Origin of the sequence: Nonlabens marinus S1-08 (assembly GCF_000831385.1) — a bacterium.
In the GTDB taxonomy this organism is placed as follows: domain Bacteria; phylum Bacteroidota; class Bacteroidia; order Flavobacteriales; family Flavobacteriaceae; genus Nonlabens; species Nonlabens marinus.
The window spans coordinates 2,577,342-2,604,023 of record NZ_AP014548.1 but is presented as its reverse complement, the minus strand read 5'-3'; the positions used below and the strand labels follow the sequence as shown (position 1 = coordinate 2,604,023).

At 39.1% G+C, this 26,682-nt stretch carries 31 protein-coding genes and 1 tRNA gene; 13 read left to right on the top strand and 19 right to left on the bottom strand.

Features of this window, described 5'->3' with window-relative positions:
* Window positions 1-19 precede the first annotated feature (19 nt).
* Window positions 20-2,476 (bottom strand): DUF5916 domain-containing protein, encoded by a 2,457-nt coding sequence (locus NMS_RS11945; protein ID WP_041497714.1) that lies wholly within the window; start codon window positions 2,474-2,476, stop codon window positions 20-22.
* 112 nt (window positions 2,477-2,588) lie between these two features.
* Here NMS_RS11945 and msrA point away from each other — a divergent pair, with 112 nt between their 5' ends.
* Entirely contained in the window at window positions 2,589-3,119 is a 531-nt protein-coding gene (gene msrA, locus NMS_RS11940) for a peptide-methionine (S)-S-oxide reductase MsrA (protein ID WP_041497004.1), read from the top strand.
* Here the strand turns inward: msrA and NMS_RS11935 are convergent.
* Window positions 3,116-3,427, bottom strand: coding sequence for a hypothetical protein (locus NMS_RS11935; RefSeq protein WP_041497003.1), 312 nt, complete (start codon window positions 3,425-3,427; stop codon window positions 3,116-3,118). The two genes, msrA and NMS_RS11935, sit on opposite strands and share 4 nt — an antisense overlap.
* 47 nt (window positions 3,428-3,474) lie before the next feature.
* Window positions 3,475-4,071, bottom strand: coding sequence for a GTP cyclohydrolase I FolE (folE, locus tag NMS_RS11930; RefSeq protein ID WP_041497002.1), 597 nt, complete (start codon window positions 4,069-4,071; stop codon window positions 3,475-3,477).
* A gap of 428 nt (window positions 4,072-4,499) precedes the next feature.
* Between folE and NMS_RS11925 the strand changes: the two genes are divergently transcribed.
* Window positions 4,500-4,573: transfer RNA gene (locus NMS_RS11925), tRNA-Arg, on the top strand.
* 76 nt (window positions 4,574-4,649) lie between these two features.
* Here NMS_RS11925 and NMS_RS11920 read toward each other — a convergent pair.
* From NMS_RS11920 to NMS_RS11885, 9 genes are all read right to left on the bottom strand, one after another.
* Window positions 4,650-5,171, bottom strand: a complete 522-nt coding sequence (locus NMS_RS11920) for a DUF6787 family protein (RefSeq protein ID WP_041497000.1) — start codon at window positions 5,169-5,171, stop codon at window positions 4,650-4,652.
* Between the two features lie 14 nt (window positions 5,172-5,185).
* A complete protein-coding gene (locus NMS_RS11915; protein ID WP_041496999.1) occupies window positions 5,186-5,596 on the bottom strand; it encodes a DUF6146 family protein in 411 nt (136 codons plus the stop codon).
* A 6-nt stretch (window positions 5,597-5,602) separates the two neighbouring features.
* The gene (locus tag NMS_RS11910; protein ID WP_041496998.1) at window positions 5,603-6,241 is read right to left on the bottom strand and encodes a DUF937 domain-containing protein; all 639 of its coding nucleotides are present in this window, start codon (window positions 6,239-6,241) and stop codon (window positions 5,603-5,605) included.
* A gap of 101 nt (window positions 6,242-6,342) precedes the next feature.
* Window positions 6,343-7,425 carry a serine hydrolase domain-containing protein gene (locus NMS_RS11905; RefSeq protein ID WP_148311392.1) on the bottom strand — a complete coding sequence of 361 codons (1,083 nt, stop codon included), beginning with the start codon at window positions 7,423-7,425 and terminating at the stop codon, window positions 6,343-6,345.
* A complete protein-coding gene (locus NMS_RS11900) occupies window positions 7,422-7,802 on the bottom strand; it encodes a SpoIIAA family protein (protein WP_041496996.1) in 381 nt (126 codons plus the stop codon). Before NMS_RS11900 ends, NMS_RS11905 begins: the two co-directional genes overlap by 4 nt.
* Before the next feature lie 132 nt (window positions 7,803-7,934).
* Window positions 7,935-8,894 carry a D-2-hydroxyacid dehydrogenase gene (locus NMS_RS11895; RefSeq protein WP_041496992.1) on the bottom strand — a complete coding sequence of 320 codons (960 nt, stop codon included), beginning with the start codon at window positions 8,892-8,894 and terminating at the stop codon, window positions 7,935-7,937.
* 75 nt (window positions 8,895-8,969) lie between these two features.
* Entirely contained in the window at window positions 8,970-9,140 is a 171-nt protein-coding gene (locus NMS_RS13945; protein WP_158449009.1) for a hypothetical protein, read from the bottom strand.
* Window positions 9,141-9,146: 6 nt separating this feature from the next.
* Entirely contained in the window at window positions 9,147-10,208 is a 1,062-nt protein-coding gene (gene serC, locus NMS_RS11890) for a 3-phosphoserine/phosphohydroxythreonine transaminase (protein WP_041496991.1), read from the bottom strand.
* Between the two features lie 70 nt (window positions 10,209-10,278).
* Window positions 10,279-11,397, bottom strand: coding sequence for an acyl-CoA reductase (locus tag NMS_RS11885; RefSeq protein WP_231862393.1), 1,119 nt, complete (start codon window positions 11,395-11,397; stop codon window positions 10,279-10,281).
* Window positions 11,398-11,434: 37 nt separating this feature from the next.
* Between NMS_RS11885 and NMS_RS11880 the strand changes: the two genes are divergently transcribed.
* The 3 genes from NMS_RS11880 to NMS_RS11870 all read left to right on the top strand — a co-directional run bounded on the left by NMS_RS11880 (window position 11,435) and on the right by NMS_RS11870 (window position 13,379).
* Window positions 11,435-11,785, top strand: a complete 351-nt coding sequence (locus tag NMS_RS11880) for a 4Fe-4S binding protein (RefSeq protein WP_041496990.1) — start codon at window positions 11,435-11,437, stop codon at window positions 11,783-11,785.
* 66 nt (window positions 11,786-11,851) lie between these two features.
* Window positions 11,852-12,580 carry a DUF6503 family protein gene (locus NMS_RS11875; RefSeq protein ID WP_041496988.1) on the top strand — a complete coding sequence of 243 codons (729 nt, stop codon included), beginning with the start codon at window positions 11,852-11,854 and terminating at the stop codon, window positions 12,578-12,580.
* 82 nt (window positions 12,581-12,662) lie between these two features.
* A complete protein-coding gene (locus NMS_RS11870) occupies window positions 12,663-13,379 on the top strand; it encodes a DUF6503 family protein (protein WP_041496986.1) in 717 nt (238 codons plus the stop codon).
* On the opposite strand, the gene NMS_RS11865 is transcribed toward NMS_RS11870, so the two are convergent.
* The 6 genes from NMS_RS11865 to rlmH all read right to left on the bottom strand — a co-directional run bounded on the left by NMS_RS11865 (window position 13,376) and on the right by rlmH (window position 19,054).
* Entirely contained in the window at window positions 13,376-13,885 is a 510-nt protein-coding gene (locus tag NMS_RS11865) for a CIA30 family protein (RefSeq protein WP_041496985.1), read from the bottom strand. The two genes, NMS_RS11870 and NMS_RS11865, sit on opposite strands and share 4 nt — an antisense overlap.
* 111 nt (window positions 13,886-13,996) lie before the next feature.
* Window positions 13,997-16,138, bottom strand: coding sequence for a methylmalonyl-CoA mutase (gene scpA, locus NMS_RS11860; protein WP_231862392.1), 2,142 nt, complete (start codon window positions 16,136-16,138; stop codon window positions 13,997-13,999).
* Window positions 16,135-17,532 carry a methylmalonyl-CoA mutase subunit beta gene (locus tag NMS_RS11855; RefSeq protein ID WP_041496984.1) on the bottom strand — a complete coding sequence of 466 codons (1,398 nt, stop codon included), beginning with the start codon at window positions 17,530-17,532 and terminating at the stop codon, window positions 16,135-16,137. Before NMS_RS11855 ends, scpA begins: the two co-directional genes overlap by 4 nt.
* Window positions 17,532-17,849 (bottom strand): hypothetical protein, encoded by a 318-nt coding sequence (locus tag NMS_RS11850; RefSeq protein WP_041497710.1) that lies wholly within the window; start codon window positions 17,847-17,849, stop codon window positions 17,532-17,534. Before NMS_RS11850 ends, NMS_RS11855 begins: the two co-directional genes overlap by 1 nt.
* An 18-nt stretch (window positions 17,850-17,867) precedes the next feature.
* A complete protein-coding gene (gene udk / locus NMS_RS11845; RefSeq protein WP_041496983.1) occupies window positions 17,868-18,476 on the bottom strand; it encodes a uridine kinase in 609 nt (202 codons plus the stop codon).
* A gap of 104 nt (window positions 18,477-18,580) precedes the next feature.
* The gene (gene rlmH / locus NMS_RS11840; RefSeq protein ID WP_041496981.1) at window positions 18,581-19,054 is read right to left on the bottom strand and encodes a 23S rRNA (pseudouridine(1915)-N(3))-methyltransferase RlmH; all 474 of its coding nucleotides are present in this window, start codon (window positions 19,052-19,054) and stop codon (window positions 18,581-18,583) included.
* Window positions 19,055-19,138: 84 nt separating this feature from the next.
* Between rlmH and nadC the strand changes: the two genes are divergently transcribed.
* From nadC to priA, 5 genes are all read left to right on the top strand, one after another.
* Window positions 19,139-20,005 (top strand): carboxylating nicotinate-nucleotide diphosphorylase, encoded by an 867-nt coding sequence (gene nadC / locus NMS_RS11835; RefSeq protein ID WP_041496980.1) that lies wholly within the window; start codon window positions 19,139-19,141, stop codon window positions 20,003-20,005.
* On the top strand, window positions 19,998-20,924 hold the full coding sequence (locus NMS_RS11830) for a YihY/virulence factor BrkB family protein (protein ID WP_041496979.1): 927 nt from the start codon (window positions 19,998-20,000) through the stop codon (window positions 20,922-20,924). The genes nadC and NMS_RS11830 overlap by 8 nt, the downstream gene beginning before the upstream one ends.
* Before the next feature lie 33 nt (window positions 20,925-20,957).
* Window positions 20,958-21,521, top strand: a complete 564-nt coding sequence (locus NMS_RS11825) for a chalcone isomerase family protein (RefSeq protein WP_041496977.1) — start codon at window positions 20,958-20,960, stop codon at window positions 21,519-21,521.
* 61 nt (window positions 21,522-21,582) lie between these two features.
* The gene (locus NMS_RS11820; RefSeq protein ID WP_052476954.1) at window positions 21,583-22,008 is read left to right on the top strand and encodes a DUF2147 domain-containing protein; all 426 of its coding nucleotides are present in this window, start codon (window positions 21,583-21,585) and stop codon (window positions 22,006-22,008) included.
* 75 nt (window positions 22,009-22,083) lie between these two features.
* Complete coding sequence (gene priA / locus NMS_RS11815; protein ID WP_041496976.1) at window positions 22,084-24,534, top strand: replication restart helicase PriA; 2,451 nt, start codon at window positions 22,084-22,086, stop codon at window positions 24,532-24,534.
* 108 nt (window positions 24,535-24,642) lie between these two features.
* Here priA and NMS_RS11810 read toward each other — a convergent pair whose 3' ends face one another.
* Window positions 24,643-25,347: a LytR/AlgR family response regulator transcription factor gene (locus tag NMS_RS11810; RefSeq protein ID WP_041496975.1), complete on the bottom strand. Its 705-nt coding sequence runs from the start codon at window positions 25,345-25,347 to the stop codon at window positions 24,643-24,645.
* Window positions 25,348-25,555: 208 nt separating this feature from the next.
* Between NMS_RS11810 and rpsF the strand changes: the two genes are divergently transcribed.
* From rpsF to rplI, 3 genes are read left to right on the top strand one after another with little or no spacing between them, the layout of a single operon-like run.
* Entirely contained in the window at window positions 25,556-25,900 is a 345-nt protein-coding gene (rpsF, locus tag NMS_RS11805) for a 30S ribosomal protein S6 (protein WP_041496974.1), read from the top strand.
* 2 nt (window positions 25,901-25,902) lie between these two features.
* Window positions 25,903-26,199, top strand: coding sequence for a 30S ribosomal protein S18 (gene rpsR / locus NMS_RS11800; RefSeq protein ID WP_041496972.1), 297 nt, complete (start codon window positions 25,903-25,905; stop codon window positions 26,197-26,199).
* A gap of 18 nt (window positions 26,200-26,217) precedes the next feature.
* Window positions 26,218-26,670: a 50S ribosomal protein L9 gene (gene rplI / locus NMS_RS11795; protein WP_041496970.1), complete on the top strand. Its 453-nt coding sequence runs from the start codon at window positions 26,218-26,220 to the stop codon at window positions 26,668-26,670.
* The last annotated feature ends 12 nt before the right edge of the window (window positions 26,671-26,682 follow it).

Below are 26,682 nucleotides of genomic sequence, written 5' to 3'. Positions count from 1 at the left end.
AAATCAAAGGTAATCGCTTTTAAGCGGAACGGAACCAGCTTTTAGCATCGTTGACATCAAGAAAATAAGAAATACGAAGTGACACATTATGTCTCACGGGTTCCATGAATAGATCGTTCAAGCTATCATTAAATTCAATACTACCTTGATTGTCAAAGTTGAAGATGCTATTGCGATATAATAAAGTTGCTTCACTACCTGGTGCAAATCTCCATCTATAAGATAAATCAAGGTTCCACACGTTAAAGTTAGCATCTGGATTGGAGTTTTCTGCAAGCTCAAAATCACTGTCTGTGGTGGTACCGTCGTCTTGCAATTCTTCAAAATCTCTACTAAATCTAGCTCTGGACCAGAAGTTTCTGAAGGAAAGACTTAGTGCTTGCTTGTTGTCAAAATTGTAGGTTCCAGAAAGCTGATTCTCTACACTATGGGTGTCTCTGCGGCTTAAAATACTCGTTGTGCGATCGTTAGTGCGAGCTACGTAACTTATTCTTTGATCGTTTTTATTCCAGTTGAATCTATATACCAGTAAAAATTTATCTGAGAATCTGTATCGTGGAGCAATATTGTAGCTGTATCCTTTTTCTGGATCAGAAAAGAGATAGAAATAATTTGCTCGTACATCTACTGCAAACTTTTTGCGGTAGTCTGTGGATATAAAACCACCAAAAGATTGACTAGCAGCATATCGCACATTGAGGCCATCAATTCTAGACTCAAAACGATCTAGATTCCGAGTGTTGACATTCGCATCCACACCGAAAGCATTTCGCTCCCTAGTTCTAAATCGAGCATTGATTCTAGCTCCACTATTAATGTGAAAATCTGGATCAGCTGACCTGCGGTGACTAGCACCAAGTTCTACACTATAACTATTGAAAATTCCGGTAGGAACAAATTGATTGTATTCAATCTCACCTCCAAATTGTTGGAAATTGGTTCTAAAGTTTCTTCCTAAATCGTTAGGATTCCAGTCTTCACTTACAAAATCATGAGATAATCGTGGGCGCCAGCTCCCACTGGTTTTCCTCCAATCCAACTCCGTATTATAACCTGTTACAGTTCCATCTGGGGTGAATCGATTACTCATTTTCAATTCGGCTCCATAATTATAGGTAAGGTCCCTATCATTATGATCTACAACAAGTGCGGTAACATTAGCATCTGTAAAACTACCATCGCGCAAGGTACTTGCATTAACAAAGGATACAGAGGAATTACTCCCGTATTGTTGATCTAGAACAAAAACATTGTAATTTGTAAGTGGCTCTGTCAATACATTACGGCGCTCGCCAGACAAACTATTCTCAACGGTGGCTTCAGTTCGCTCTGTAATAGCATTCAGAAAACCTATACCTAGCCCGTTACGATTTCTACCCGTTACTTTTACCGCATTCAAGAGTTTAGAGGCATCTGGGTTGTCAATGATATCCTCATCAGCAAATAACTCAATTCTTCCTGATCCTGTAGGTGATTGACCTATACGTCTTGAGAAAAATAGCCCACCTTTATTAAAAAGATCGGTTCCTTCTGTAAAAAACGCTCTATTCTCACCAAAGGTTTGTTCAAAAGGGCCTAAATTCAATCGCACTTGATCAAAAGCCACCTGGCCAAAATCTGGAATTAACGTAGCATCTAGTGTAAAGGCCTCATTGATTCCATACTTCAAATCCATTCCTGCAGAAATATTAGAAGTAGTCGTACCATCAAACGTGGTGTAACTCCCTTGAGCAAATGGATATAAATTTAAGCGCAGTGGTGGATTAATATTTTTAATTCCAGTAAGCAAGGCGTCGTACTGTGAAGAACTTCCGCGAGTCCTATCTATGTAATTATAGGAATACTCTTCATTCAAATGCCTGATTTGTCTATAAACTTGAAAACTCCAGTCTTGTACAGGAGCCTCATTAAATCGTAAGGTTCTATAAGGAATACGCATTTCCACATACCAACCGTTTTCATCTATTGTAGCTTCAGATCTAAAAACTACATTGAAACTAAAATCATCCCTTCCATTTTCTGCTACGGAATCCCCTAGACTATTAGCACTTGTGGCGTAAAATCTAGTTTGATTGATTTGATTGTTGTAGGTATTTATAAAAAAACCGAATAAATCCGCTTGTGCAAACACCTCATCACGCTGTGAAAATTGTCTTGCAATTTGTGAAGGATTACTATCGTACATGTAGCCGGCGACATACAAAGCGTCATCATCATAGGCTACTTTGAATTCTGTTTTGTGAGTTTCCCTCTCTGGCAGTCCGCTGGTAGGTTCTATCATCCTGAAGTTCCCGCCAGCTGGTATATTAGCCCAAAAGTCTTCAAATGGCTTCCCATCAATTTCGGGTTCTGTAGTTACTCTAGTAGCCTTGTAGGACTTACGTTTGATAATTGTGGTATCTATGTTTGAGGATTGCGCTTTCGCGAAAGCGGAACTTATCAAAATACAAACAAGGACCAAGTATTTTTTAGTCATGAAATTTTTGAACATCCCGCAAAAATAATGTGTATGTACAGTGAAATCTTTAAATGAGTGTTAAGAATTATCTATAAAACGACTACCGTTGTAACTTGTGAATAAAAAGATTATGGAAGCAATTCTTGCTGGTGGTTGTTTTTGGTGTACAGAAGCTGTTTTTCAAAGGGTTAAAGGTGTAACCAGTGTAGAGCCTGGGTTCTGTGGTGGTAACATAAAAAACCCGCCTTACAGAGAAGTCGTACAAGGAAGAACTGGTCATGCTGAAGCAATCCGTATCGTTTATGATGAGTCCATTGTGAGCTATAGTAATTTGTTAGAAGTCTTTATGGCGACTCACGACCCGACGACTTTAAATCGTCAAGGCTATGATATAGGCTCTCATTACCGCAGTGCGATATTTTACGTAAACGAGGAGCAAGAAAAAATCGCTCGTGACTACGTGGAAGACTTAGAAGAATCAGGTGAGTTTGACGATCCTATAGTTACTGAAATTGCCCCAGGATCTGCATTCTATCCAGCTGAAAAGCACCATGAGAATTACTACAATAACAATCGAGATCAAGACTATTGCCAGATTATCATAGACCCAAAAATCCGCAAGCTTCTTTCAAAACATGCGGATCTTGCTATTACTTCTTAAAGGGCTTCTACCTCGATGACTTGAGGCTCTTGAATTTCATTAGTTTCCTTTTTAATAACATAAGTATATATCCAGGTAAGGGTAAACGTGGGTATGATATCCAGTCCTGGAATTAACTCCTCGATAGTTGTTAGTATACCAGCGGTTTTACCAGTTTTTCCAGGATAAATTTTAGTCATAAGATAACCCGCAATAGGAGCCCAGATAATATCTATAAGTTCGCCTACAAATGGAACAGCATACGATGCCATACCAACCAAATCGAATAGGACACTGAAAAATAGTTTTGAAGATTTTGATTGAAACATAGTTATATTAATTATTCATTTCTAAACATTCAAAAAGTGTTCCGATTTTAATGAAGTTTAGCTGAAATGAGATTTAAAAACTCACTTCTAGTACCTTCTTTTTCAAATTGCCCTCTAAATCCACTTGTCGTTGTAACGCTGTTTTGTTTTTGAACACCTCGCATCATCATACACATGTGTGAAGCTTCAATAACAACTGCTACACCTTGAGGTTTTAAAGTACTATGAATGCATTCTAAAATGTCATGAGTCAAACGTTCTTGAACTTGTAAACGTCTAGCAAAAATATCTACTATTCTAGGAATCTTAGAAAGCCCTACGATATGGCCATTAGGTATGTATGCGATATGAGCTTTCCCAAAAAACGGCAACATGTGATGCTCACATAAAGAATACAATTCAATGTCTTTGATGATTACCATATCCTGATAGTCTTCGGCAAACATGGCTCCTTTTAGCACTGCTCCAGGGTCTTGATCATAACCACTAGTGAGGAATTGCATGGCTTTCGCTGCTCGCTCAGGGGTTTTGACAAGACCTTCACGGGAGACGTCTTCTCCTAAATGCTCAATAACACTTTTATAATTTTCTTTAATATCATCGGTTACTTGGATGTTAAACTCTTCAAAAACTCGGTAAGGCATAGGTTAAGTACTAAAAATAATTGGTTTGAATTTGAAATCATTCTTGAATCCTACCTTAAACTATTTAAAATTTAAAGATTGAATAGAAGTTGTAACTATGTCGTCACAAAGGTCGATTGATTTCATATATGCGTGCACAAATTCAAGTAAGAAATATTGCTATACCACTATAACTTAGAACTATTTATAAATACTATCAAAACAAGAAGTAACGATTGATCCATTTAATTTATAAAAATCTCTAGTTTTCACTCAAGATTTTCAAGTGTTCCAGCCTTCGCAATTTGACAAAGTTGGATAAGATCTGCTATTCTATTTTTGAGGTAATTTATTAAGTTGGAAATAGACTGAATTTTAAACAAAAAATCCCTTTAGCATTTTTTAAAATTGGTTTATATTTGCAACCGCTTTGAAAGAAGCAACAGTAAGGTCGCATAGCTCAGCTGGATAGAGCACCTGCCTTCTAAGCAGGCGGTCGAAGGTTCGAATCCTTCTGCGATCACGAAAAAAGTCCTCAGAAATGAGGACTTTTTTTATGATTAAAATCTTTTTAGAGAGAATTAATTAAGTCTATTATTTTAAGCTTCTAAGTTCTTATCCAGCTTGATTCCGAATCTGCGCAACATCTTCTTTTCAAATGCCCAGAAGAATTCAAACTGACCAAATATCCAACCCATTGCTACTAATAAAACTTGGTAAAATGGAAAGATGATGAGCAGTCGGATAGGCCAAAAAATCCAGGCGTTAGTAGTTTCTCGATCCATTCCTATCCATTCTAATACAGGTCCAGAAACCCTGGCAGATGCAGACCCTGTAATTGCAAAAACCAGAAAAATGGCGATTAATTCCCATCTCTTCTCCACCTTCCATTTAGGTTGTAGCTTCACAAATAACCACATCGTGATTTTGTAAAACACGTAGGCATTGATTAGCGTTACTAAAGCGACAAACAGATATTCATAGGTTACCTCTTCGAAAGTCGAAGGAATCAGTTTAGTCGCTACAAAATAGCCGCAAGCAAGGAGCCCGATGATTCCCAAAATAATATAAACGAGTTGCCAGTCTTTAGTTATTTCCCAGCGGTCTTTTAATTTTTGCATGCTGCAAAAATAGTTTACAGACGTTGATTGTACCGCTCTTCAAAGAATTTAAAGTAATTAAAAAGTAAGTAAGTTACTTCATAGCCATAATCTACATTCCTGTCATAATCAATTCTAAATGGATAGAGATTTGCTCCATAACGCAATGGATCGTTGGCTCTCAAGTTATACTCGGTGACCTTAAAATCATTACTAATATCCATACTACTCTGAGTATAGTATCCTCTAGGGGGTTGCGTTGCAAGCCAAGAGTTAAACCCTATTTCTATAATGATGATCTCGTACTCTAGACTATCGTTTGCAATACGAATGGTATCTTTTGCAACGCCAGAAACCTCGTCAACTGGGAAATCTTTAGAACCACCGCAACTAGCAAAAATCACGATGACAATCAAAAAGAGTAATGAAGCAGCTAAATTGCGCATAAGTTTCTATTTCCCAAATAATCCACCTAGCATACCACCCAGGCCTTTTTTCTTTCCATTACTGCCTAAAACCATACCAGCTACATCATCAATCATGCTGCCATCACCATCAGCATCTAGAATTGTTGTCAAAAACGACGAATCGTGATCACCAGATTGCCCTAACACAGAACCTATCAGATCACCGACTCCATTCTTGCTTATTTGTTTCTCCTGTTTTTGCTTGCCTAACAATCCCATGATGATGGGCGCGGCAATTTTAATAATTTGTGCAACAGACTGAGCATCGACGCCGCTAGAAGTCGATATGGCGCTCTCCACGTGGGACTGTTTGTTACCTAGCACATGTTTCAATATTCCAGCACCATCTTGTTCTAATTCTTCTGGACTTCCAGGCCCATCACCGAAAAGGCTATCCAGCATTTCTAGCATACTACCGTTATGTTTCGGGTCAGATAATGCATTTGATAACGACGCTGCTCCTTGTGGTGTTTTGGCATTACGTTGCATGGCACCTAAAATTAAGGGCATGGCCTGTGACAGTACATTTGCCGTATTGTCAGGAGTTGTATTCACTTTTTTGGCAGCACCATTGATAAGGGTTTGTCCCATTTCGGTTTGCAGTAGGTCTAAAATTGAAGCCATATAGTAAAATAGATTGAGTGATTAAGTTACGACAATTTTGAGGCTTAGTTCGCTTTCGCGAAAGCGAAATTCCTAACCTAATACCTACAAATTAAATGATACTAGAGTTTGTCTAAAACTGCAGGGATTAATTTTTGCACAAAGGCATTCGTGTAATGCGAGCCGCTGGCATTAGTTAAAGCAATCAAAACGGTAGAATCACTGGGATTGAAAAATACAAACGATTGATATTTGAGGGTGCCACCAGCGTGACCTATCCATAGCTGTTCCTTATAGTCAAGTTTCATAAGTCCATTCCCATAATGAGTAATGAAACCTTCTCCTACTGGAATTTTCATAGCATCCATAGAAACCCATTGTTGAAGCTGTTGAATGGATCCTGGTTCTATAATAGACTGCTCGACAAACATTTTTACCATAAACTGTAATAGTGTGTGACTGGTAGTATGAACATCGCCAGCGTATCCATAAGTTTCTTGGGTGGCAGTGACGTCGTTTGTACCCGTATTATCTTGTGCAAAGAAAGTCTGTGTGCTGTCTCTGCCTGTTTGTAGTTGGACCTGTTCCAGTCCCAAGTTTTTATAGAAATCGTTTAATGCTTTATCATAGGGGATCCTTTCAACCTTCTCAACAATTTGCTCTAAGAACAAATAGTTCGAATTGCTATAGTAAAACTTATTTAAGGGATGGAGTTTATTTGGAATCAGTTGAAACCGTTCTTTAAAACTTGTTGGGGTTGTGCCTTTTATAACTTGATCCAGCCATATCGAATTACGTGTATAATCTGGAATCCCACTGGTATGCTGTAATAATTGACGAACAGTGATGGTGGCGTAAGGAGACTTATTAGGCAGCTCTAAAAGCTGCCCAATTTCATCATTTAATTGAAGTTTTCCTTTTTCAATAAGATGTAAAACGAAAGTTCCTACCAGCATTTTAGTAGCGCTTCCTATCCCATAGGTATCGATATCTTGAGTTGCTGGATCATGATAGTTGATTATGACAGAGTCTTTTGGACTCCATGCGATGATATCTAATGAGGGAAAGTGTTCATCTGCTGCAATTTTTCGTACTTCTTTTTCAAGCTTTAAATAACCTTGGGAAAGCAAAGCAGTAGGACATGCGAGGCATAAAAATACAGACCCCAAAATACGGAAGTGACTAAAGTAGGATAATACTTTCATTTTTCCTTCACCAGCCAATCTGCAGCCACATCCTTTTCATGAAGATCAAAAGAATTGAATGCGATCTTTGGTACTATTTTAAATTCCATAGATAGCTTTTCTCGCAGAGAAATATTAGAGGTAACAACCGCGATTTTTTTAACTGTAGCAAGTAATTCCATTATGTGATTGAGGAGCATTTTGAAATGATCCCATATGCGGGTGATGGTCAACTCGCCAAAATCTTCGAACTCTACATATAATAAAACTGACTCATCTTGTCGCTTCTCTCTTTTTGCAATCCGTTCAATTAGCCAATCCACATCGTCTTTTTCCAACTCCTGGATGACTTTAAACGCAAGAATTTCAGGATTTTCTACGGCTATTAATTTGATCATGATGAGAGAATTGGCTCATTAAAGATATTCTATTTTAAACGAACTTCTTAATTTTAAACAGTGGTTTAAAATGATCGCCAACAAAAAAGCGCACCCTTTTTAAGATGCGCTTTTTAAATCAATCAAGTCAGATTATCCTAATATGGATATAATTTGATCAGCGAGTTCTTCACCTATACGATCTTGAGCTTCATTTGTGGCTGCACCTATGTGAGGTGTTAGTGATAATTTACTGTTCATCATTAAGGTTATTTCTGGAGCGGGTTCTTTTTCAAAGACATCTAAAGCTGCAAAGCTTAAATGCTCATTTTCTAAAGTTTCTACCAGCGCAACCTCATCGAGAACACCACCACGAGCGGCATTTATAACAGCAGATCCCTTTTTCATCATTTCAAACTCCTTCTTGCCTAAAACATAGTCCTTTTGAGCAGGAACGTGAAGAGTAATAAAATCGGACGTCTTGATTAATTCTTCTTTCCCAACCAATGGGATTTCAACACTGATCTCCTGACCGTCAAACAATTTCCAAGAAACGGTTGGAGCTTTTTCTGCAAAGCTGTCGTGAGCAATTACTTTCATTCCCACACCAGCTGCAATCTTTGCCACTTCCTGACCTATACGGCCTACACCTATAATCCCGATAGTCTTGCCGCGCAGTTCAACTCCAGCACCATAGGCTTTTTTCAAGCCTTTGAAGTTAGTGTCGCCTTCTAACGGCATGTTTCTATTACTATCGTATAGGAATCGAACGCCACCATACAAGTGTGCAAAAACCAGTTCAGCCACACTAGCGCTACTGGCAGCTGGGGTATTGATCACTTTTAAGCCTTTATCACGTGCGTATTGAACATCGATATTGTCCATTCCTACACCGCCACGACCTATAATTTTTAGGCTAGGGCAATTATCGATCAATTCTTGACGAGCTGTAGTGGCAGAGCGAACTAATAAGACATCAATCTCATGTTTATTGATGTAATCTTGTAATTGTTCTTGTGCTACATTAGTTGTGATAACTTCGTATCCTGCAGCTTTTAATTTATCTATTCCACTTTGGGAAACGCCATCGTTGGCGAGTACTTTTTTGCTCATAATTTGTTTACCTGTGCAGGCAGAAATCCCTAGGATTCAGCACCTGCAATTAATTAAATTCAACCAGCCTCAAGGCTATCGCTTTACGGCCTTACTGTCGCCATAGGGCGATGTTTTTTTATCAATCCATTGTTCCAATGCTAACCTTGCGCTGGAGATAAATTGTCTGTGTTGATTGCGTAATCTAGCATCTATATTAAATAATAGAATCTTACAATCGTCTAGGTTTTTAAAAAGGGAACTCATAGCTTCTTATGCAGTACGCTCTAATTCTTTCATAGTGTCCACTAATGTTTGTACGCTTTCTACACTTAGTGCATTATACATGCTAGCACGATACCCACCAACAGATCTGTGTCCGTTCAATCCGTTGATTCCAGCTTCTTTGACCATAGCGTTGAAACGCTCTGTTAGCGATTCATCGTGCAAAGAGAAAGTAGCGTTCATTTTAGAACGGTCTTCTTTATCCTTAACAAAACCTGTAAATAGTGGATTGCGATCAATCTCGCCATACACCATATCGGCTTTTTGATTATTTATTTTCTCAATCCAATCAATTCCACCATTATCCTTCAACCATTCTAAAGTCAGCATAGTTGCGTAAATAGGAAAAACGGGAGGTGTGTTGAACATGGACTCTTTTTCAATATGAACTTTATAGTTCAACATGGAAGGAATTTGCCTAGAGACTTTACCTAAAATTTCATCTTTAACTATAACTAGGGTAGCTCCAGCCGGTCCCATATTTTTTTGTGCTCCTGCATAAATCAAATCGTACTTCTCAAAATCACGCTGGCGAGACATTATATCACTACTCATATCACAAATTAGAGGTACGTTGACATCAGGCGTGTTTTGTAGTTGAGTTCCAAAAATAGTATTGTTGGTCTGGAAGTGGAAGTAATCTACATCATCAGGAACAGTATAGTCCTTTGGAATGTAATTGTAATTGGATTCTTTAGAAGAAGCGACTACTTGTACCTCTCCAAAAAGTCTAGCTTCCTTGATCGCTTTGTCTGACCAGGTTCCTGTGTTTAAATAAGCTGCTTTTTTCTCTAGAAGGTTATAAGCTACCATCAAAAATTGCATGCTTGCTCCACCACCTAAATACAATGCAGAATAACCTTTGCCAGTAAGTCCTAAATGCTCTAATGCTAAGGCCTGAGCTTTGTCCATGACACCTATAAAATCCTTGCTGCGATGTGAGATCTCTAGGATACTTAAATCGTTGAAATTAAGAACAGCATCAGCTGCTTTTTTCAAAACTTCTTGAGGTAAAACGCATGGTCCAGCGCTAAAATTATACTTCAGCATGTAGTTGTTTTTAGGTTCATACAAAGGTGCAAAATTGCCTATTCAACTATGTTACTAAAAGAATAACTTTTTAAGAAATTGTCAAAAGAAATTGAATGGCATCCACTCCATCTGCATAATCAGAAAGCCTAGGTTTCTGAGTCTGTCCAAAATCCACCAACTGCGGTGCAGGAAGTTCGCCAATTGCTGGCTGAAGTACTTTCTGCATGCTATCATTAGACACAACACACTGTAAGTCTTCTGATTTGTTTTCAATTTCTTGAACAATTTCTTGATCATTAGTGTAGTAGCTATAGCCTAATGAAGCGATAGGAGAAGCATAGCTTTCCGTTTCCTCTTTGATGATTAAAAATTCATTGTCCAGCAATTTGAATTCGCTCATTAAGTAAACCGCCTTGTTGTAGTCGTAATTGTTAGAATATTTGATGTAATTAATAAGCTCACGCTTTTCATACATCGCCTTGAAAAAGGCATCAAAATCATAATCAATAGGAACTTTAAGGTGGCTTACACTGCGACAACCTAATCCAAAGAATAAAAACACATCATCGCTCAAAGCCACTAATTCTTCATGCGTTTCCTCACCTGTAAGCACCGCGATTGAGTTTCTGTTTTTACGTATGATATTTGGTTTTTTACTGAAATAATGTTCAAAATATCGTGCGGTATTGTTGCTGCCCGTTGCGATTACTGCGTCAAAATCGGTCAGGCGGTCTTGTGTGAACTCGTAAGATTGCTCCAATTCTGGCAAGTCAGCAGCTGCCAGTTTCAACATCCAAGGCAATAATACATCGTCATTACTACTGGTTTTAATTTGGGCATAATGACCGCTGAGTATGATGCTTAAGACATCGTGAAAGCCTACCATAGGAATATTTCCAGCAGCGATAACCGCTACTTTTTTAGTAGTTACTTCTTCCAGATGGTATGGAGCTAACCATTGATTTAAGTTATCTTCAGTCAGAGCTTCTGACCATTGTTGTAGCGCGTATAACAGATTGTCTTTTGTAAACCAGGAGTTTTTTTGCTCGGCCAGCAACAATGTTTGGTTGATGGTAACCGTCCATAGGTCCTTATCAATATCAATGGCGCTATGGTTAGAGTCTAGGTATTGGGATAGAATGGAGCCCGCTTTCGCGAAAGCGGAAACCCTATCATTTAACGAGGTATTAATTGGCTTAACAGGCAATGAATCTTATTTTTGCACAAAAGTAAAGAAAACAGCTATGGCGATCATCATAACCGACGAATGTATCAACTGCGGAGCCTGTGAACCGGAATGTCCCAACACAGCGATCTATGAAGCAGCAGACGACTGGCGTTATGCCGATGGTACAGACCTGGATGGAAATGTAGTGTTGCCAACTGGCAAGGAAGTGGACGCTAATGAAACTCAAGAGCCAGTAAGCGACGAGTTTTATTACATCGTGCCAGACAAGTGTACGGAATGTGTAGGGTTTCATGAAGAGCCACAATGTGCCGCCGTTTGTCCTGTGGATTGCTGCGTGCCAGATGAAGATGTGGTAGAAGATGAAGCTACCTTAAGAGCCAAGCAGGCGTTTATGCACAAGAATTAAAAATTTATCTTATTCATTTGAATAGAAAACCCTCAAGAATACTTGAGGGTTTTCTATTTTAGTACCATGAAACACAGTTACTTAATTTTGATGGTTTTCGCTTTCGCGAAAGCGAATTCCCAAGAATTGCCGCCGCAATTAACGGGTCCACAATTATTAAATAAAGCTATTGCCTATCATGATCCACAAGGGAATTGGTCAAAATTTATCGGGAACCTAGAGATCTTAATGACCATGCCAGATACTGAGGATCGTATCAGCTATGTGGACATTAATTTACCAGCTAAAACCTTTGAACTTATATCGAAGCGTGGCGATATCATTAATGAATATCGAGTGTTCAAGGATAGTGTAACCGTGGCAAAACTTGACCTTTCACAACCTGACAGTACCTTAACCACTATGGAGGCCGATTTTGAACGTGCGGTAACGATGCGTAATTACTATACCTATTTGTATGGTTTACCCATGAAACTTAAAGATCCAGGAACCATAGTTTCTTATGAAGTACAGAAGAAAAAATTGAATAAGAAAGAATATTTAGTTCTTCAGGTAAATTATAAACCAGGTGTGGGGAGCGATGTTTGGTTCTTTTATTTTGACCCTATTACCTATAAAATGGAGGCCTATCAATTTTACAAAGAAAAAGAAAACAGGCAACCGGACTACAGCACAGGGGAATACATTTTACTTTCTGAAGAACATAAAATTAACGGCATTCGCATGCCAAGGGTACGCAAATGGTATTACAATAAGGATAAGAAATACCTTGCTACTGATACAATTATCAAGTAAGCGTCGCCCCTTTTTTTAGTAATACAATCGGTTCATTTCGCATTTTCTCAGTATTTTCTTGTATTTCACCTAGTTTAGTAAAATGAAATACATCTCTTTTCTTTTTATAGTATTCGCTTTCGCAAAAGCGAATTCACAACAAGACTCCATACAATTTACCGCAAAGGAAATTATCGAAAAATCCATTGATTTTCACGATCCAGACAATAATTGGCCAACCTTTGATGCCACATTTACCATCAAGATGGAAATGCCAGAGAAAGCAGATCGAATAAGCAAAATACAAATCAATCTGCCCGAGGAGATATTTGCTCTTACATCAACAACTGTAAGTGAATCTACTAGTTACTATGTCAATAAATATTCTGTGAGTATGGCAAAAGGAGGTAAAATCATTGAGGACGTAAGCGATAAGGATCGCGATCGCGCAATGACGATGAAAGATTACTATACGTATCTATATGGACTGCCCATGAAGTTAAACGATACTGGAACAATCGTTCATGACCATGTGGCAAAGGTATGGTTCTGGAATATCAATGCCTACAAGGTAAAAGTAACATACACGCAAGAGGTTGGCAGTGATGTTTGGTACTTTTATTTTGATACAGATTCATTTGCACTTGAGGCGTATCAGTTTTTCAAAACAGATCAAAATGGAGAAATCCTCCAAGATTCTGGTGAATATATCTTGATGAACGACCTTAAAGTGATTGAAGGAATTAAAATTCCTGCAGAGCGCAATTGGTATTACAATAAAAACACATTGTTTCTAGCTAAGGACTTGATCGTGGATTAATCCACTAGTTCAATAGAGTCAATAAACAGCTCAAACTTTTGATCCACCTTCTTAGTGCCTATCATGAAGCGCAGGTGCTTGATCTGGTCAAAATTAAAATTGGGCATATCCAGATCGCGACCTCGGTAAGTAGGTTCCATGTCTGACAATTTAACTTTGATAGTTTGCCACTCACCATTGGTTTTGAATTCTTTGATATAACTTTCTCTAGCACTGTTTGATGGTTGAACTCTAAACTGATAGGTATTGCCATCGCCTTTTACCTTGATTTGCAAGGATTGACTAGGGTCTACTTCAACATCAACAGAGTTATTCTGTACAGAACTGAAACCACCATTGCTTTCCACTGTGACGTTTCCGTAAAAATGTCCGTGTCCTTGATCACTCAACTCAAATTTTCCTTGTGAGATGCCGCCCATGACACGATCGTCCTCGATGCGCCAGTTTGAGATGTCACTATCTTTAGAAAAATCAAATATCATCAAATCATCTGTTGAACAGCTCATAGAAAAAAGGATGGTTAGTATTAAAAAGTATCGTATTATTTAAGAGTAGACGTTTGAATTTTATCGCGCTTACTGGAAATTAGTGTTTTAGGAATACTTTATCATTATTCTTTACTGATCCAACAAGGTCAAAATATCAATAGCCGCAGAACTGATTTTAGTACCTGGTCCAAATACCGCCGCCACGCCAGCATCAAACAAAAACTCGTAATCTTTGCGTGGTATTACGCCGCCTACAATGATCATAATGTCTTCTCGACCGTAGTTCTTAAGTTCCATCATCACTTGAGGGACAAGAGTTTTATGTCCTGCGGCTAGCGAACTTATCCCCAATACATGTACATCGTTCTCCACAGCTTGTTTAGCCGCTTCTTTTGGGGTTTGAAATAATGGCCCTATGTCTACGTCAAAACCTACATCAGCATAACCTGTTGCCACTACTTTGGCACCACGGTCGTGGCCGTCTTGACCCATTTTGGCAATCATAATACGTGGACGACGGCCTTCTTTTTTAGCAAAAGCATCTGCTAGTTGTTGCGCTTTCGCGAAAGCGGGATCATTCATAATTTCTTTTTTATAAACCCCTTGAACGCTCTTTATAGTCGCCCGGTAACGGCCAAACTCTTTCTCCAAAGCATCTGAAATTTCTCCTAAAGTAGCGCGCTCTTTGGCAGCATTAACGGCAAGTTCTAAAAGGTTTCCAGTGCTAGTTTTAGCACAAGTAGTAAGTGCTTCTAGGGTTTCTTTGACCTTATTTTCATCACGATCTGCTCTAATTTGTTCAAGCCTATCAATTTGCTCCAGTCGAACCGCAGCGTTATCCACTTCCAGCGTGTCCATGTGATCCTCGTCAGGACTTGGGTATTTATTCACGCCTACGATCACATCGATGTTAGAATCAATTCGTGCCTGCTTTTTAGCCGCAGCTTCCTCAATACGCATTTTGGGGATTCCTGCCTCGATGGCCTTTGTCATTCCGCCCAATTCTTCCACTTCTTCAATCAATTCCCATGCTTTATGAGCAATCTGATCTGTCAAGGATTCTACATAATAGGAGCCGGCCCAAGGATCGACGGTTTTGGTAATTCCCGTTTCTTCCTGTAAATAGATTTGTGTATTTCTAGCAATGCGAGCGCTAAAGTCGGTAGGTAAGGCGATGGCCTCATCTAATGCATTAGTGTGCAAGCTTTGTGTACCGCCAAATGCCGCTGCAGCAGCCTCAATGGTGGTGCGCGCCACATTGTTAAATGGATCTTGCTCTGTCAAGGACCAGCCAGAAGTCTGGCAGTGGGTTCTAAGCGCCAGTGATTTTGAGTTTTTAGGGTTGAATTGCTTGATCATTTTAGCCCACAGCATTCTTGCGGCACGCATTTTAGCAATTTCCATAAAGTGGTTCATCCCAATTGCCCAGAAAAAGGACAAGCGAGGAGCAAAGGTGTCTATGTCCATCCCAGCTTCCAGACCTTTGCGAACGTATTCCAAACCATCTGCTAGCGTGTAAGCCAACTCAATATCACTGGTCGCACCTGCTTCATACATATGATAACCAGAAATCGAAATCGAATTGAACTTAGGCATCTTCTCACTCGTGTATTCAAAAATATCAGAGATAATTTGCATACTAGGCGTCGGCGGATAGATATACGTATTACGTACCATGAATTCTTTTAAGATGTCGTTCTGGATCGTACCGCTTAATTCCTTGATGTCAACACCTTGTTCCATAGCCGCAACGATGTAAAAAGCCATAATAGGCAATACGGCACCGTTCATAGTCATAGAAACTGACATCTTATCTAGTGGTATGGAATCAAAAAGAATCTTCATATCCTCCACGCTGTCGATCGCTACTCCAGCTTTACCCACATCGCCAACGACACGCTCGTGATCGCTGTCATAACCGCGATGAGTAGCTAGATCAAACGCTACTGATAGTCCTTTTTGTCCAGCAGCAAGGTTACGTTTGTAAAATGCATTTGATTCTGTCGCACTAGAGAAACCTGCATATTGACGTATGGTCCATGGACGTCGCACATACATAGTGGAGTAGGGGCCACGTAAATTAGGAGCTAGACCAGCTACAAAGTTCAGGTGTTCGAGGTTTTCAAGATCAGCTTCAGAATAGAGTTTTTTTAACGTGATTCCTTCTGATGTTTCATAATTTGAATCCACATGGGCAGTAGTATTTTTTACCTCATGTCGATTATCAAAATCAATGCTTAATTGGGAAATGTCTTTTCTTTTGTTCATCATTTCGGCATTTGATTTTTCTCAAGGTCTTCTGCAAGACGCTTCATAGTAATAGGTTGAATCAAGGTTTTACGAGCTTCAATTTTTTGAAATGGTAAGATCTCATATTTCTTTTTAAGCGGTTGCTCCGCATTTGGGAATTTGTTGACGCCTACCAGCGTTTTCCCGCCTTTTTTGAGAAGTTCCCGTTCAGCGGCATCACTTTCTTTGATTTTACGCTGGATCGTACCTTCAAAGAGGGATTGTATCAAACCACCACCATTCTCAATGGTTTTCAATAGTTCTAGAGCCTTTTCAGAAAGCTCTTTTGTCAGCGAGTTGATGTAATAAGTTCCATCTGCCGCATTAGCCACTTTATTTAGATAAGCTTCTTCTTTTAGTATCAACAATTGATTGCGGGCAATGCGGTCGCCAAATTCGTTTTCCTTATTGAAAAAAGCGTCATAAGGTAAATTGTGAACGGTATCTGCGCCACCTAATACAGCGCTCATACATTCGGTTGTGGTGCGCAATAGATTGACATTATAATCTAGCAAGGACTTGTTGCGCAAACTGGGTGTAGCCGTGATATAGCAGCCTAGATTGTCAATCCCATAGGCTTTGCCTAGTGTTTTGGTCAAGATTCGGTAGGCTCTATATTTCGCTATCTCCATGAAATAGTTAGAACCTATAGTGGTGTCAATGTTTATTCTTTTGTTCGCTTTCGCGAAAGCGGTATAAATGTCCTTATCGTGCTCCTTTCCAGTATCGCAATAGTGATTCAAATATTCATTCAAGTGGGCAGCGTAGTACGCTAATTCCTGGGTAGTTGTTGCGCCCGCTTTTTCGTAAGTGCTCGTATTGATCGTAATGTTTGAAAAATAACCATTGAAGGTGGTGAGGAACTCGCTATAGCTTTTGAGATCCTGCTCTTGATTTTTGAACCAATTTCCTTGAGCGGCCAGTTGATGGATGGGATCTAAGTGAACATAGGCTTTAGGACGGAATCCGTGCAGTTTCTTGAGAAACTCAAGATCTATAAATCGAGGGTGAACTTGTAAACCTTCTTCTGGAAGGTCTTTCAATAAAACAGTCAGATCAATATCAGCATTTGGAATGTCCAGTAAAATTCCCTCAGCTCCTCGATTTAAAGCATTTAGTGCTTTCTTGTTGGCCGCTCTGGCATTACCACAATATATCTTTTGAGAAATATACCAGTCATTGTTGGAAGTCCCGCGATTAGGGATATCCATGACTGGAGCCGAATCTGCATGATAAATAGGTTTGATGTTGATACTTTCAGCAGTAGCGGTGACGAGCGTCTGGTTGTAATCAGCGCCTTTAAGGTCCATCTGGATTTTCTGTTTCCAGGCAGCTTCCGATACTGGTTGAAATTCATCAAATAAGTGCTTCTTCATCAATCGTTTTGTTTTATGGAGTCTGCATATTCAATGATGTAGACTTCTTCATTTTCCTTGCGCATCAAGTAGCGCTCACGGCCAAATTTCTCCAAGCCAACACTATCTTGTAACTGCTGGATGCGTGCTTTATCAGCGGCAATTCCACGCATGTAGAAATCTGCTGTTTGCTCTTTTTCATTAATTTGTTTGTCCAGTGCTCTATGAGAGGTGAACCAGGCATTGGTATCTAAAAAACCTATCCAGACTATAAAAAATGCCGTTATGATTAGGTATTTATTGAAATACCACTTCTTCTTGAGTTGTTGCCATTTCATAAATTCCAAGATACGGATTTAGCCTAATTTCTGATCTAAAATCGAACGCAAGATTTTAACACCTACCTCATTCAATCTATTGGTAGGAATAATGACATCAGCATAGGCTTTTGTAGGCTCTATAAACTGTTGGTGCATAGGTTTCAAAGTGGTTTGATATCGATCTAAAACTTCATCTAGATCACGACCACGATCAGAAATGTCTCTTTTCAATCGACGGATCAACCGTTCGTCACTATCGCAATCAATGTAGACTTTGATATCGAACAAATTCCGAATTTCTGGTTGGGTCAAGATCAAAATTCCTTCAACGATCACCACATTACTGGGCGCGGTTTTTACAATTTCTGAAGTCCGGTTATGTTCCACAAAGGAGTACACCGGTTGATCTATAGTTTTTCCTTCGCGCAATTGATGTAAGTGCTCTTTGAGTAAGTCAAAATCAATAGAGCTAGGGTGGTCAAAGTTAATTTTGACACGCTCCTCGTAAGTAAGATGGCTAGTGTCTTTATAGTAAGAATCTTGAGAAATTACAGTCACATCGCTATCGGGATATTCATGAGCCACTTGACTCACGACTGTGGTTTTACCACTACCTGTTCCACCTGCGATTCCTAGTATAAGCATTGTTGAGATTTGAATGCAAAAATACAAGGTTGTAAGTGATTAACTAAAGCTAATCTCAGCGTTTTACTAAGAGCTCTTAGTCGTCTGTTTATATAGTGAACTAGCTATTCATGATGATAAGGCTCATTCTTCAAAATGGTAAACGCCCGGTACAGTTGCTCTACAGCAAACAAGCGCACCATTTGATGGGAGAATGTCATGCTGCTTAATGAGAGTTTGGAATTGCCGCGACTGTACACCTCAGCAGAGAAACCATATGGCCCGCCTATCACGTAAACCAATCGTTTCATGCCAGAGAGACTGCGTTTGTTGATCAGTTGAGCAAATTGAAGACTGGAATATGTTTTCCCTTTTTCATCAAGAAGCGTTACGAAATCGCTGTTTTGAATTTTTCCTAGGATCAATTCACCTTCTAGCGTTTTTTGTTGATCCACGCTCAGGTTCTTAGTCTTCTTAAGATCCGGAATGATTTCTAATTCAAAATTGATATAATGCTGCAAGCGATCAGCGTACACTTTAATTAAATCTGCTATGCGAGAATCGTCCGTTTTTCCAACTGCCAGTAAAATAATCTTCATACGACAAAGGTAAAATCTTTAAGTAATATAAAGGGATTGCCCTTATAACCTTACTTTTGGGAATAAACCGAGCAAAAAATAGTAATGAAGTATAGCGGACCCCTGTTTGAAGAAGAAGTGAATAGGATTATCACTAATGCTCTCCGGGAAGATGTAGGTGATGGTGATCATAGTAGTCTGGCTTGTATTCCTCGCACTGCGACTGGGAAAGCACGTTTGCTAGTGAAGGATGAAGGAGTGATTGCTGGAGTCGCTTTCGCGAAAGCGGTATTCCACCACGTCGATCCTGCATTATCTATAGAACAGTTGAAAGAAGATGGGGATCACGTATCCTATGGCGACGAGGTTTTCTATGTATCTGGGTCTTCTCGATCCATCTTGATGGCAGAACGCCTCGTGTTGAATAGCATGCAGCGTATGAGCGCAATAGCCACCAAGACAAATGAGTTCGTAAAAGTTTTAGAAGGAACTAAAACCCAAATATTGGACACTCGTAAAACCACACCGGGAATACGATTGTTGGAAAAATGGTCGGTAACCATTGGTGGTGGAGTCAATCACAGGTATGGGTTGTACGATATGATCATGTTAAAGGACAATCATATCGATTTTGCAGGTGGAATCACTAAAGCAATTGAAAAAACAGTGGCCTACCTAAATGATTCCGATAAAAACCTCAAGATTATTGTAGAAGCCAGAAACCTAGAGGAGATCGAAGAGATTTTGAAGTCGAACAAGGTGTACCGTATTTTGATAGATAATTTTAACTTTGAAAATACGCGTAAAGCCGTCGAATTAATAGGCGATCGATGTTTGACTGAAAGCAGTGGTGGTATTACTCTAGATACAGCCCGTGCATATGCAGAATGTGGGGTGGATTACATTTCTAGTGGCTCATTAACACACAGCGTTTATAATATGGACCTCAGTTTGAAAGCCATGCATGACTAAATTAAAGGAAGTTCTGGACCGCATACCATTGGTCTCCTGGTTTGTTTCTGTTTCCAGCAGGGCACGACTTCCTGGATTTGAAGGGATGACCGCCTATGATTTATGGGAAACTTATAGTATGGGAATCGTTCAGGGAGCATTCACCTTAAGAGCTAGTGCGATTAGTTATAGCTTCTTTATGGCTATATTCCCTTTCATTCTTTTTATGTTGAATTTGATTCCTTTTGTGCCTGTAGACAACTTTCAGGTGCAATTTTTAGAATTCGTGAATGGATTGTTACCAGCGCAAGCCGCAGGATCATTTGATAACATCTTTAGAGAAATCGCACTGCAAGAAAACACCGGACTGTTGACGGTGGCATTTATTACTTCCTTATTTTTTATGAGCAATGGGGTGAATGCCATTTTTGATGGCTTTGAACGTTCATATCATTCTTCCTTTAATAGGAATATGTTGCGGCAGTATTTTATATCAGTTGGTGTGTCTTTACTGCTTACGTTGTTTTTATTAATATCTATTGTATTGTTTGGTGTGGTGGAATACTGGATTGCTCTGCTTAGAGCACAAGATTTTATGACTCAAAGTTCGACAGAGATTGGTTTGATCATTGTGCGTTATGTAACAATTATATTCTTGCTCTATGTTTTTGTATCTACTCTGTATTATACTGGAACAAAAGAAGGTAGACAAACACGTTTCTTCTCGATAGGATCTGTGATAACCACTTTGTTGATTCTATTGTCTTCCTATTTATATGGATTGTATATTGACAACTTTGCCTCTTATAATGAAATTTACGGTTCTATAGGTGCACTCCTGATTTTGATGATCTATATTTGGCTGAGCGCCAATATTTTACTTTTGGGTTTTGAACTAAATGCATCGATCAGATCATTAAAGGCACGGAATTTGAAATGATAATACTATATTTAAAATATTAAATCTGAAATCATGAAAAAATTACTTTTAATAGCTGTAGCCGCATTAGGAACTTATACAGCTTCTGCCCAAATGACCATTGAAGGTGTGGTAGTAGAGAAAAATGTTACCGTAGATGGAAAAGAACTAACACTTAACGGCGCAGGACTGCGTGAAAAGTTTGTTTTTGATCTGTATGTAGGTGGTTTATATACCACTACTAAGTCTAAAAGCGGGCCAACTCTTGTCAACGCTGATCAGCCTATGGCAATCACACTTGATATTGTGAGCAAACTGGTTACTCAAGACAAAATGATTGAGTCTATCACTGAAGGTTTTGAAAACAGTGCATCCTCTGCAGAACGTAAAATGTTACAACCTAGAATCAACAAGTTCATTGGATTCTTCAATGAAGAGATTGTAAAAGGAAACGAATTTCAGATTTCTTATGTGCCAGGTAAAGGAACTATGGCTCACAAGAACGGGAAGTTGTTAGGAACAATTGAAGGATTGGATTTCAAAAAAGCACTTTTCGGAATCTGGTTGGGTAATAGTCCAGCAGATAAAGATCTTAAAAAAGGAATGTTAGGATCCTAATCAGATCTTAGTTAAACCACTCAAAGCCCATGAAATTCATGGGCTTTCTAATACCTTTCAAATGAAGAATATTGCAATTATGATGCTGGTGTTTTTCGCTTTCGCGAAAGCGTACTCTCAAGACGTTACGGGAAAATGGAAAACTATTGATGAAAACTCAGGTGAAGTAAAATCTCATGTAGAAATTTATAAAAAGGGAGATTCGTACTACGGTAAAGTATTGAAAGTACTTGCTAAGGATGCTCCTGAAAATCCCAAATGTGTTGAATGTGAAGGGAAATTGAAAGACCAACCTATTGAGGGAATGGTGATTATCAAAGACCTTAAAAAGCAAGGCAAGATGTACAAAGAAGGAACGGTTATCGATCCTGAAAACGGTAAATCTTATGACTGTAAAATCTGGTTGAATGAGGACAATCCTGACGTACTAATGGTACGAGGTTATGTATTGTTTCTCTACCGCACGCAAACATGGGAACGCCTATAAGTTTTTGACAAATTACTGAGCCAGTATCTGGCAACAAAAAAGCAATCGGTTATTTTTACATAACCGATTTTTTTTATGGCTTATTTTCTCGATGTCATCTTACCATTACCACTAGAGCGTTACTTCTCATACAGCTTAAGTGATGCAGATGCGCAAGCCATAAAATCAGGAATGCGGGTGGCAGTTCCTTTTGGAAAATCAAAATTATATACTGGTATAGCAGTCGGCGTTCGTGAAAATATTGAGGTTGCTTACGAGATCAAAGACATTGAATTTGTTATTGATCAAGAACCGATACTGCAAGAGGGTCAAATCCGATTCTGGGAATGGATAGCTTCCTATTATATGTGTAGCGTGGGACAAGTGATGAAAGCAGCCTTGCCTAAATCATTACTTCTAGAAAGTGAAACCATTATTTTACGCAATGAGGAAACGACAGCGGTTGATGATGAATTAACAGATTCTGAGTTTTTAATTATAGAGGCTCTAGAAAATCGCAAGGCATTGAAGGTAGAAGATGTGATGGGAATTTTAGACCGTAAAACCGTTTTACCTATTTTAAAAGGATTGCTAGAGAAAGATTTGGTTTTCATTCAAGAAGAACTCTACAACACCTATAAAGCCAAAACTGAAAAATACATTCAGCTGTCTCAAGAGTATGCTGATGAAGAAGTATTGCGAGAACTATTGGATTCTCTGACACGTGCACCTAAACAACGTCAGGCTATCATGACATTATTCATGATGCGTGCCGGAAATCGACTGGTGAAAAGCAAGGATTTAGAAACTAGGGCAGGGGTGAGTCGTGCTGTGATCAAATCGCTTGTAGAAAAGTCAATACTTTTAGAAACAGAGCAAGAAGTAAGTCGCATGTTGATGGATGTAGAATCGGGAAATGAGTTGTATGTATTAAATGACAGCCAAGAGAAAGCGCTAGCTGAAATCAAAACAAGTTTTGAAAACGACAAAACAGTCCTTTTGCACGGTGTAACTTCTAGCGGGAAAACAGAAATTTACGTTAGGCTTATCCAAGAGATGCTGGAACAGGGAAAGCAGTGTCTCTACTTACTGCCTGAGATTGCATTGACAACCCAGCTCATCTCTAGACTACAATATTTTTTCAAGCACCAGGTTTTAGTTTTCCATTCTAAGTATTCGTTGAATGAGCGTCAGGAAGTGTGGAGCTTAGTTCTAGAAGCTAAGGAGCCTTATGTTGTGATAGGTGCTCGCAGTGCTTTATTGCTTCCTTTTAGAAATCTAGGCCTTGTAATTGTGGACGAGGAACATGAGACCAGCTTCAAACAGTTTGATCCAGCGCCTAGATACCACGCTAGGGATACAGCTATTGTGTTGGGGAAATTAAAGAATTCCAAAGTTCTTTTAGGCAGTGCTACTCCGGCGCTAGAAACCTATTACAATACCACCATCGGTAAATTTGACTTGGTTGAATTGAAGCATAGGTATGGCAACGTTTTGATGCCAGAAATCAATATGATTGACATCAAGGAAAAGCACCGTAAAAAAAGAATGACTCATCATTTTTCTGATTCGCTCATCGATCATATGAATCATGCGTTTGATCAAGGCGATCAAGTCATCCTTTTCCAAAACCGTCGAGGTTTTGCACCCATTATGGAATGCAACACATGTGGTCATGCCCCTCAATGCCCTAATTGCGATGTAAGTCTTACCGTTCACCAGCATAGATACCAGATGCGTTGTCATTATTGTGGCTATCACACCATTATCCCGCTGGCATGTATGGCTTGTTCCAGCAGTGATGTAGATACTAAAGGCTTCGGTACGGAACAAATAGAGGTGGAGTTCAAAGAATTATTCCCTTCTCGAAAAATAGCTAGAATGGATTTAGACACCACACGCGGTAAGTACAGTTATGAAAAGCTGATTGATCAAGTGGAGAGTCGAGAAGTGGATTGTCTAGTAGGAACGCAGATGCTTACTAAAGGCTTGGATTTTAGACATGTGAGTCTGGTAGGAGTTCTTAATGCAGATGCGATGCTCAATTTTCCTGACTTCAGGGCGCATGAACGTTGTTTTCAATTACTAACTCAGGTAGCTGGGCGCGCAGGTCGAACAGAGAAACGTGGCCTGGTATTGCTTCAAAGCTACAATCCAGATCATAGAATTCTTCAACAAGTGAGTACCTACGATTACTCTACCATGTTTACGGAACAGTTGGAGGATAGATATCAATTCAAGTACCCGCCCTACCAGCGCTTGATAAGAATAACTTTTAAGCATCGTGATTATAATACGACGCTACAAGCAGGACAGTGGTTTGTCAATGCGTTGAATCAGATCGAGCATGGAGTAGAGGTATTAGGGCCAGAATTCCCGCCAGTTTCCCGCATCCGGAACTTGTACCATGTTCATGCGTTGGTAAAAATGGGAAAGAAACATCATCCGGAAACCATCAAAGGATTTATTTCAAAAGTGCGTCGCAGCTTTGAATCGATCAAACAATTTCGTGCAGTGCGATGCAATATAGATGTGGATTGTTATTAGGTTTATGGAGAATACGCTTTCGCGAAAGCGAAAAAAACTTTTAACTTTTTTGCATAAAAAAAACCTGCTCAATTTGAACAGGTCTTCTCCTACCTTGGGTAGTAGTATTTAAAATTGTGACAAAGCCTCTACAAGATCTGCTTTGCGATTGCGGCTCAAAGGAAGAACCTCAGAGTCTAGTTCAACTGCTTTGGAATTGAACTTTTCTACGCGTCGCAAGTTGACGATGTAAGATTTGTGTATTCTTAAAAAATCTTCAGCAGGTAACTGCTTTTCAAAAGATTTCATAGTGGACAAAACCACTAAGCTTTCAGTTTCGGTAATTAGTTTTACGTAATCTCCAAGAGCTTGAATAAACTTCAAGTCTTTAAGGTATACTTTACGTTTTTTAAGGTTGCTTTTGACAAAGATGAATTCACCTTTATCTTCTACCATTTCAGTACGCATCTTGTGTGCGAGCAACGCGCGCTCAACGGCGTAAAGGAAACGATCTTTCTTAATAGGTTTTTGTAAATAATCTATAGCGGAGTAGTCAAAAGCCTTAAAGGCATATTTTGTCTGACCCGTTACAAATATGACTCCTGGCTTTTCAGTGATGTCATCTAGAAGATCAAATCCCGTAAGGATGGGCATTTCTACATCTAGAAATATCAAGTCAACCCCAGCGTCCTTAATCGCCGCTTTAGTCTCTATGGCATTGCTGAATTCTCCCGCTAGCTTGAGATTAGGATGGTTTTCTATAAGTTTAACGATGGCTAATCGTTGAATGCTGGAATCATCGACCACAAAGCATTTTAAAATAGTATCGGTCATAAGCGTTACACCATAAAAGTATTACACAATACTACTACCTTTCAAGACGAAATGCAAATTGCTTTTACGTTTTATCGATAGATCTAGCTTTTTTAACGAATCTTATGATTTGATTGTAGTTTTAAGTTGTCGCATTATTCAAGACAAAATAATGTTGTGTGAATTCTATAAAAAGAGTATTTTTGCACTCGTTTTAAATTAATGTAACATGAATCAATACGAAACTGTTTTCATTTTGAATCCCGTTTTATCTGATGATCAGGTAAAGGAAACAGTAAAGAAGTTTGAGAAATTTCTTACTGACCGCGGTGCCGAAATGGTAGCTAACGAAGATTGGGGCCTAAAAAAATTGGCTTACACAATCGACAACAAGAAAAGTGGATTTTACCACTTATTCCAATTTGCCGCACCAGGTGAGGTAATCAATGACTATGAGGTCGAATTCCGTCGTGACGAGCGCGTGATGAGATACCTTACTGTACGACTTGATAAATATGCTATCGAGTGGGCAGAAAAAAGAAGAAGTAGAATGTCTAAAAAATCTCAAGCTTAATTATGGCAACATTACAACAACAAGCCAAAGGTAAAAAGGACGGAGATATCCGTTACTTATCCCCTTTGAAGATCGAGACTCAAGAGAGAAAAAAATACTGTCGTTTTCAACGCAGCGGTATTAAATACATTGACTATAAAGATCCAGATTTCTTGATGGGTCTAGTTAACGAGCAAGGAAAAATTCTTCCTAGACGTTTGACTGGAACTTCATTAAAATATCAACGCAAGGTAGCAGTAGCTATCAAAAGATGTAGACACATCGCATTGATGCCGTTTGAAGGAGATCTTTTAAAATAATTTAATCAGACTATACTAATGGAACTAATACTAAAACAAGACGTAGAGCATTTAGGTTTTACCGATGACCTCGTTACCGTTAAGCCTGGTTATGGACGTAACTTTTTGATCCCACAAGGAAAAGCTGTAATGGCAACTCCTGGTGCAAAAAAGCAACTGGCTGAAACTGTGAAGCAACGTGCTCACAAAGAAGCATCAAATATCAAGGCTGCTCAATCACAAGCAGACAAATTGAATGGAATGGACCTTAAAATGGCTGTTAAGTCAGGAGAAGGTGACAAACTTTTCGGTTCTGTAACTACTGCTGATCTTTCTGACGCTCTAGCTAAAGAAGGTGTGGAAATTGATAAGAAATTTATCTCTATCGCTGGTGGTAACATCAAGAGATTGGGTCAGTACGAAGCTACGATCCGTTTTCACCGTGAAGTGCAAACGAACTTTACATTTGAAGTTGTCGCTACTAAAGGATAACACCAATTGAAT